Origin of the sequence: Chryseobacterium pyrolae (genome assembly GCF_025153485.1) — a bacterium.
In the GTDB taxonomy this organism is placed as follows: Bacteria; Bacteroidota; Bacteroidia; order Flavobacteriales; family Weeksellaceae; genus Chryseobacterium; species Chryseobacterium antibioticum.
The window spans coordinates 338,084-345,045 of sequence record NZ_JANZQH010000005.1 but is presented as its reverse complement, the minus strand read 5'-3'; the positions used below and the strand labels follow the sequence as shown (position 1 = coordinate 345,045).

Here is a 6,962-nt window from a genome sequence, read left to right as displayed (position 1 = left end):
AAAGCAAAAACAAATTTGCTCTGGTTTAATTATTTATTTTTGTCCTGTAATATGTATCGGATTTTCAGGACTAGTCACCAAATAATAACTTTCTTCCTTCCTCTTCCAACTTCCCTCTTTACAATCTGTACCCAATATAATGGTAACTTCTGTATCTGTATCCAAATTTGAATACTCCATAACTTTGCTAAAGTAAAGCAGAACACTATGGAAACGTTACGACAAACCCCCAATCAGCTTCTTTATGCTGAAGTTTATATTTCAGACATGTTGTCTCTGAAAAATATTTTTCTACAGACACAGACCCTTAAAAAACTGAATCAGAACTTTGGTGTACCCTTTCTTTTGGTGAAAAAGAAGACTGAGGTGGCAGCATTTGCCAGCCTCGTGATCAATGAAAAAGGAGAAATTGCTTTTAAAATATATGAAAACAGCCTTTCCGATGCTGAAAAAAGAAATTTTACTACGCGCACAGAAAGTTATTTCAGAAAAAACAATACAGCCAATTTCCGTGATCCGGAGCAGCTTAAAAGCAGTATCAGCAGACTAGTTAGTTGGCTGAACGTTGGATAACCCTGAATGAAATTTGTACATTTACTTAAAATCCAGATCGCATGTCCAGAGACGTTCTCTACCTTAAAATAGCAAAATCTGTCACCGAGCAGATTAAAAGTGATACTCTGCAGTTTGGAGACAGGCTGCCTTCGCTCAGAAGTGCCCAGAAGCTCTATAATGTGAGTCTTAATACGGTAAAACAGGCTTACATGGAGCTTGAAAGCCGTTCCCTGGTAGAATCACGCCCGAAATACGGCTATTTTGTGAGCCAGAGTTCCCAAAGAAAGCTGGCGCTGCCGTCTGTGGCGCCTATGAAAGTGGCGGAAAGAGAAAATACCGCTGAGGTTCTTATCGATAAAGTGTTCGGAACCATTGATGGATCCGATGATGTTACGCAGTTTGCTTTAGGGATTCCCGGGAAGAGCTTTCTCCCATTGGCTAAGCTGAAGAAATCTATGATCAATGTGATTAATAGAAAGACTGACAGCGGAACAGATTATGAACCGGTGCAAGGAAACGAATACCTGCGACGGGAATCTGCAAAATGGGCTTTGGTGCTGGAAGGGAAGATCTCGGAAGACGACCTGGTGATCACCTCAGGCGCGATGAATGCAGTGTATACCTGCCTGATGGCGGTAACGAAACCCGGAGATTCTGTTGCGGTGGAAAGCCCTGTCTATTTCGGAGTTCTTCAAGCTATTCAGCAATTGGGACTGAAAGTGGTGGAAATTCCTACCCATCCTATTTACGGTGTTGATCTGGATGCATTGAAAAAAGTACTGCCTTCGCTTTCTGCCTGTTGTTTTGTGACGAATTTCAACAATCCATTAGGCTTTCAAATGCCTGATGAAAACAAAAAAGAATTGGTAAAACTGATCACGGAATATAATGTTCCGCTGATCGAGGATGATATCTACGGCAACCTGTATTTTGGAGCAGAAAGGCCGAAACCCTGTAAATTCTATGATGAGGCAGGACTTGTGATGTGGATAGGATCGGTTTCTAAGACTCTTGCCCCGGGGTACCGGGTGGGATGGGTCGCTCCGGGAAAATTTAAAGAACAGGTGATCCGGCAGAAATTGGTGCAGACGGTATGCAGCCCGTCCATATATCCGGATGTCATTGCAGATTTTCTGGAACACGGGCGGTATGACCATCATTTGAGGACATTCAGGAAAAAATTATACGCCAATTATCTTCAGATCCAGAAGTCGGTGACAGAATATTTTCCGGATAATACCAAAATTTCAGAACCGAAAGGAGGTTTTATGCTGTGGCTGGAACTGGACAAAAGAATCTGTACGGAAGATTTATTTGATGAAGCGATGAGTCAGAAAATCAATTTTGCCCCGGGAAGAATGTTTTCCCAGTACAATCAGTATCAGAACTGTATGCGCCTGAACTATGCGCTGGAATGGACGGACAGGGTAGAAAGTGATCTGGAGAAATTAGCAAAAATGGTAAAAAAAAGGATCTAATTTTCGGTAATCCGATATAAAAAGGACGCTTAAGATTAAAAAAAAAATTGGAGATTTTTAAAAAAATGCTTTGAAACATTAAGTGAGATTAAGGTTTTAAGATCATTAAGTGAGCTTCGCATTAAGGATTACAGCTTATAAAATCTTTAGATTTTCTCTTAACGATCCTTACCTCCTTAACAGATCTTAATGTTTAAAAAATATTAGAAAACACTGCGGTATCTGAAACCTGCGCAAAATATAAATAATAATATCAATTAAACCCTATAGTGATGAATGATACAAACAATGAAGTACAAATTATAAACTACGTACCTCAATATAAAGAAGCTTTCAAGGCATTAAATGAAGAATGGATTAAAACGTTCTTTACAATGGAAGCCGGAGATTACAAGCTGCTGGACAACCCCGAAGAACATATTATAAATAAAGGAGGACACATTGTTTTTGCACTTCTGGATAACGAAGCCGTAGGAACCTGTGCATTGGTGAAAATATCAGATGAGCCGCTTAGATTTGAACTGTCCAAGATGGCTGTAAGCCCAAAAGCGCAAGGGAAGAAAATAGGATATCTGGTAGGGCAGGCATTGGTGGATAAAGCAAGGGAGCTAGACGCTGAAAGCATTTTTCTTGAAACGAATTCCGTGCTGGTTCCTGCCATAAAACTATACGAAAAACTGGGTTTTAAGCATATGCCGGTTTCAGGTTCGGCCTATGAGCGGTGTGATACTCAAATGTTACTGAAATTCAATGATTAAGCAAAAAAAGATATTAGAACTTGGATACAAATATCTTTGTTCTAATATCAAAAAATTAAATCTAATGCGTCGGTAGAGTTAGGAAGCTGGAAGAGGGAGGATGGAAGTTTCTGTTAGCCATTCATCTCAACAGTTTCCATAAAAAGTGATTAAAACCCACTGCAATTTTGGCTTTAGGCTAAGATAACTTCCATCTTCGAGCTTCAAGCTTCCAATCTTCACCTATTTCTTAATGAAAGTCTTGGTCAGAGAATTTTTATTTCCGCTGATTTTTATGAAATACATTCCTGCCGTAAGACTTTGAATGTTTATTTTTTCATGAAACAAACCGTTGGAAGATTTTAAGTTTTTTGTTGAAATCAGCGATCCGTTTGTATCAATGATTTCTAATTTAATTTCCTTATAATCAGATTGATATTGTACGTTGATGCTCTCTGAAGCAGGGTTAGGATAGAGCTTGAAATCATTCATGGCCACTTTAGTGTCTTTCACGGCCAAAGCTCCGTTGATACATACCGGAATTCGGTTTACCCCATCGATTCCCCAAGATGGCTGTACCGGAATACACATCCAGTTCAGAACGGTTGGGAAATGATCCGTTTCTCTTGTTGTAGAGGTGTAATCATGGATTTTAAATGTATTGGTAGTACCTGCAGCATACGCAGGAGATCCTGTTACTGTCAGGTTATTGGCATTTGGGCTTGAATCAGTTAAAATATTTCCTGAAGTTCCGTTGCATTTCCAGTCTGCCAGTAATTGAGTGTAATAAGGATGGGAAGGAGTAATATCCTGGTTGGCCCAGTTGACAATCACATCATTCGGAAGAGCAGATTTCCAGATTCTTATATCTTTATAGGATGCGGCAAGATTCTCTCCATATACATTTGTTCCGTCCTGGTTGATGGTAAATGGCAGCCCGGAATCTATATTCCCAATCGTATTCATTTTAGCAAAAGTCACCGGAACACCGTCTTCATACATGGTTACAAGTCCGTCTCTGTCGAGACTTACTGCAATATGTTTCCACTTTCCCGTTTCCACTTTTCCACCTGTCATGTCAATTCTGTTCACACCATCACCGATGTTCATTTTGAAGTTCTGTCCCGAACTGCCGGATATCACAAACCCTTTGTTTTTTCCATTCGCCCAGTTTTTATTGCTGATCATTACCGGGTCACTTGAATAGGCCGCATTTGGCTTTACCCAAAATTCAACCGTAAAATCCTGAGTGGCTCCGAAATTGAAAGGCCCCTGATTAGCCGGTTTTGCATAGGTACCTGCCGGAAAACTAAGCTGGTTGAAAGTTTTATTAGACTCCAGAATCGTTTTGCTGATCTGTTGAGGGGTAAATCCAGGATTGGAATATATGTTAAAGATATTACGTTCAGAAAGGTTTCCGCCACCGTGAGAACTTTGGATGGCACCGTGATCTGTTGTTAGCACCATTAGCCAGTCTTCATTATGATAAGTTGGTCTGCTTTTCATGGCGTTCACGATCTCTCCGATATAAGAATCGGTAGTCTGGATAGAGGAAACATACTGAGGAACCGTACCTGCGAATCCGTAAGAATGTCCGGCGTGGTCTACATCATCGAAATCTACGAAAAGAATATCAGGATTGTCATTCTGCATAGCACTCACGGCTGCATTTTTTACGGCCAGATCAGATCCAAGATTGCTCTTTACATCAGCAGTCTTTACAATCTTGTCATTAAGCGGAGCCCAATTGACCAAAGACATCGTTCTTAAGTTAGGATTGTACGTTTCGGCTCTTGTAAGAAAATCAGGATAGTTGACATAATTGGGGCTCGTGAAATTGTTGTCCTGAACATTGTGTTTTGTGTGCCATACGCCTGTAAGCATGGTGCTCCAGCCGTTTCCGCTCCAGGTTGTAGCGGCGCATAGACCGTCCAGAGAGTAAATGGATTGATTGACAAGGTTTTGGATGTTTGGGATATTGCTGGACATCATGACGTCTGCGCGACATCCGTCAATACCAATGAAAAGAACTTTTTTAGTCTGAGCTCCGAGGAAACAGCTCATAAAAACGGTCATTGAGAATAATTTTGTTTTCATAGATAAAGATTTTAAAAGAAAAAGTTTACAAATAGTAATTTATTTTTAATAATTGTAAAATTAATTTACTATTTGTAAACAAGTGTAAATTTAAAGTTAATAAATTGACAACTAAATGTTTAGAGGTTTTTAAACACAAACAGCACAAATAACCTCACGAATTTCCACAAATAATAGCGTGGTGTCATTAGTGGAAAGTATTTGTGCCATTAGTGTTTAAATAAAAATGAGGCTGAAAAAAGTAAGTATGATTTGAAAGAAGAGTTTAAAGTAGATCTTCAGCCTCAGAAATTGTATTAAAAATATAGTCAGGATTGGCCTTTTCCAGTTCTGCTCTGTTTTGCGCTCCGGAGAGAACGGCAATGGTAAGCCCGCAGCCTGCATTCTTCCCTTCTTCAATATCAATCACAGAATCACCCGCTTTTAAAACTTTGCTGGCCTCAAGGATATTGAACTTTTTCATCGCAAGGTTGATCATATCAGGACTTGGACGGCTTTCAGAGACATCATCGGCTGTGATCAGGGCATCGAAATGGATATTTTCTTTCCACTGTAGTTTATCTAAAAGCTGCTGTGCGATCTCGAAAGTGTAGCCTGTATTCAGAACGACTTTTTTATTTTGAGCTTTCATTTTTAGAAGAAAAGCTTCCGTACCATTGATCGGTTTTACTTCCAGTTTTTGATAGGCTTCTTTTAATTGTTCAGAAAAGTTTTGGAAAATAACAGAAGCATCTTCTTCATTTCCATGGATCTCTTTCAGTAAACTGGTAATGGCTTCCAGTTTTTCCATTCCGGCACAGGTTGAAAGAACCTTATCCAAAGTCACAGGATAGCCGTGATTGTTCACAGCCTGAGCTAACGTTTTGTACACTACATTGTCTTCGTCAATCGTTGTTCCGGCCATATCCAGAACCAGTAATTCTATATTCTTCATTGAAATTTATGTGTAAATTTTATCTATATTAAATTTGGAAAAGCCTCCGCTTCCCGTCATTCCTTTTCCTCCGATTCCTGTTACGATGTGGATATTTGGGGAAGGATTGTGTTCGAAAATATCTTTTGTTTTGCACTGGGAATAGACCCCGAACCATCTCCTCTGAATTTCGTAAGTGGGGAGATCTATAATTTTTTTGGCTTCGTGGATCATGAATTCGTCGATTTCCATGCTCAGATCGTACCCAAGATCATCGGCATTTTTAGCATCCGCATACTCGTGGGAGTCTCCCAGAATGATAGATCCGTCAAGCGCCTGTTTAAATAGAATATGAATTCCGAACTTTTTTTCAAATGATTTCGGGTCTTCAGATTCCTTAATCTTCTGAAAGGAAGCACATTCACTGAAGGACTCATACCTTCTAATGGATAACCCTGTCAAAATATTCCCCGGCAGCGAATAAATACCCTGAGGTTTCGTCTGCAGCATCTGCAGTTTACTCACTTCTAAATCACTTTCATCGAATACTTTAGGATATAATGTTTTGAACTCATGCCCACCACAAATGATGATCTTCGAAGCCGTAAATTTCGTTCCATCTGCACTTATGGCGGAACAGTTATGACCGTTTTCACCCGTTTCAATAATGGTGGTATTGTAAAAGATTTGAAGTCCCAGTTTTTCCTGCAACAGCTTATGAAGCTTGACGATCATGTCTGCAGAGTCTACCGAAAGTTCCTGCGGGAAAAAGAGTCCTCCTTTACAGTAATCCGAGCGGAGGCCATCAAATTTCTTGATGCAGTCATTCTTGGATAACAGAACAGATTCATACTCATTATTCCTGTTAATCTCATACAATTCTTCAATGAGCTGAATTTCTTCATCATTCGAAGCGATATATACAGAGCCGTTTTTTCTGATAGTAAGGTCTGCCTGGGTATGAAGTTCATTATATATGGCCAGACTTTCTCTTCCGTAGTTCTGCCATGTAAGATCCATTCCGGAGGGAACTACCTGTCCGAAATTTCTCGCCGTTGCGCCCTGGGGAACAGAGTTTCTTTCCAGTAAAGCGACCTTCAGACCTTTCTTTAGGGCATGATAGGCGTGGAATGTTCCCAGAATTCCGCCTCCCACAACGATTAAATCAAATTTTGCTGTCAT

The 6,962-nt window shown here is 40.0% G+C and carries 6 protein-coding genes; 3 read left to right on the top strand and 3 right to left on the bottom strand.

The window, feature by feature from the left end:
• The first annotated feature begins 207 nt into the window (after positions 1-207).
• The 3 genes from NZD88_RS13075 (at position 208) to NZD88_RS13065 (ending at position 2,791) form a co-directional block, all read left to right on the top strand.
• Positions 208-573 carry a hypothetical protein gene (locus tag NZD88_RS13075; protein ID WP_259829733.1) on the top strand — a complete coding sequence of 122 codons (366 nt, stop codon included), beginning with the start codon at positions 208-210 and terminating at the stop codon, positions 571-573.
• Between the two features lie 41 nt (positions 574-614).
• Positions 615-2,033 (top strand): aminotransferase-like domain-containing protein, encoded by a 1,419-nt coding sequence (locus NZD88_RS13070; RefSeq protein ID WP_259829732.1) that lies wholly within the window; start codon positions 615-617, stop codon positions 2,031-2,033.
• Between the two features lie 272 nt (positions 2,034-2,305).
• Positions 2,306-2,791 carry a GNAT family N-acetyltransferase gene (locus tag NZD88_RS13065; protein WP_259829731.1) on the top strand — a complete coding sequence of 162 codons (486 nt, stop codon included), beginning with the start codon at positions 2,306-2,308 and terminating at the stop codon, positions 2,789-2,791.
• A gap of 222 nt (positions 2,792-3,013) precedes the next feature.
• Here the strand turns inward: NZD88_RS13065 and NZD88_RS13060 are convergent, their stop codons facing one another.
• The 3 genes from NZD88_RS13060 to NZD88_RS13050 all read right to left on the bottom strand — a co-directional run bounded on the left by NZD88_RS13060 (position 3,014) and on the right by NZD88_RS13050 (position 6,962).
• A complete protein-coding gene (locus NZD88_RS13060; RefSeq protein WP_259829730.1) occupies positions 3,014-4,867 on the bottom strand; it encodes a LamG-like jellyroll fold domain-containing protein in 1,854 nt (617 codons plus the stop codon).
• Positions 4,868-5,132: 265 nt separating this feature from the next.
• Positions 5,133-5,801, bottom strand: coding sequence for an HAD-IA family hydrolase (locus tag NZD88_RS13055; RefSeq protein ID WP_259829729.1), 669 nt, complete (start codon positions 5,799-5,801; stop codon positions 5,133-5,135).
• Between the two features lie 6 nt (positions 5,802-5,807).
• Positions 5,808-6,962, bottom strand: coding sequence for a TIGR03364 family FAD-dependent oxidoreductase (locus NZD88_RS13050; protein WP_259829728.1), 1,155 nt, complete (start codon positions 6,960-6,962; stop codon positions 5,808-5,810).

Bases quoted from the DNA above. Each gene is read 5' to 3' on its own strand.
- NZD88_RS13075 (WP_259829733.1), top strand. From the start codon at position 208: ATGGAAACGTTACGACAAACCCCCAATCAGCTTCTTTATGCTGAAGTT.
- NZD88_RS13070 (WP_259829732.1), top strand. From the start codon at position 615: ATGTCCAGAGACGTTCTCTACCTTAAAATAGCAAAATCTGTCACCGAG.
- NZD88_RS13065 (WP_259829731.1), top strand. From the start codon at position 2,306: ATGAATGATACAAACAATGAAGTACAAATTATAAACTACGTACCTCAA.
- NZD88_RS13060 (WP_259829730.1), bottom strand. From the start codon at position 4,867: ATGAAAACAAAATTATTCTCAATGACCGTTTTTATGAGCTGTTTCCTC.
- NZD88_RS13055 (WP_259829729.1), bottom strand. From the start codon at position 5,801: ATGAAGAATATAGAATTACTGGTTCTGGATATGGCCGGAACAACGATT.
- NZD88_RS13050 (WP_259829728.1), bottom strand. From the start codon at position 6,962: ATGACAGCAAAATTTGATTTAATCGTTGTGGGAGGCGGAATTCTGGGA.